Source organism: Collinsella tanakaei (assembly GCF_016900375.1).
Taxonomy (GTDB): domain Bacteria; phylum Actinomycetota; class Coriobacteriia; order Coriobacteriales; family Coriobacteriaceae; genus Collinsella.
Genome location: NZ_JACJKB010000062.1, coordinates 1 through 334, shown reverse-complemented (window position 1 = coordinate 334; position 334 = coordinate 1). Strand labels below are relative to the sequence as shown.

Genomic DNA, 334 nt, shown 5'->3' with positions numbered 1-334 from the left:
GAAGACGGTGGACGCCGTGCCGTAGCGGGCCTCCATGAGCTCGAGCAGGAAGCCCCGGAAGAGCTCGTCGGGGCGGTCGAGCAGCCACTCGTCGAGCACGAGGACCCGGAAGGCCGCGTACTTCCTCGTGATCTTGCGCTCGCCGCCGGGGCGCTCGCGCGCCTCGCGCCAGAGCTCCTCCAGGTCCGGGCACCTGATGTAGCACGCGCGCATCCGCCGCTGGCAGGCTGCCTTGGCGATCGCGCAGGCCAGATAGGTCTTGCCCGTGCCGGTCGGGCCCTGGAGCACGACGCTCTGGCCGCGCTCGGCGAAGCCGCACGTGGCGAGCTCGGTG

The 334-nt window shown here is 72.2% G+C and carries 1 protein-coding gene; it reads right to left on the bottom strand.

Going from position 1 to position 334, the window contains the following annotated elements:
• Positions 1-334, bottom strand: a 334-nt coding sequence (locus tag H6A16_RS11080; RefSeq protein WP_204619025.1) for an ATP-binding protein, incomplete at both ends; no start/stop codon positions are given.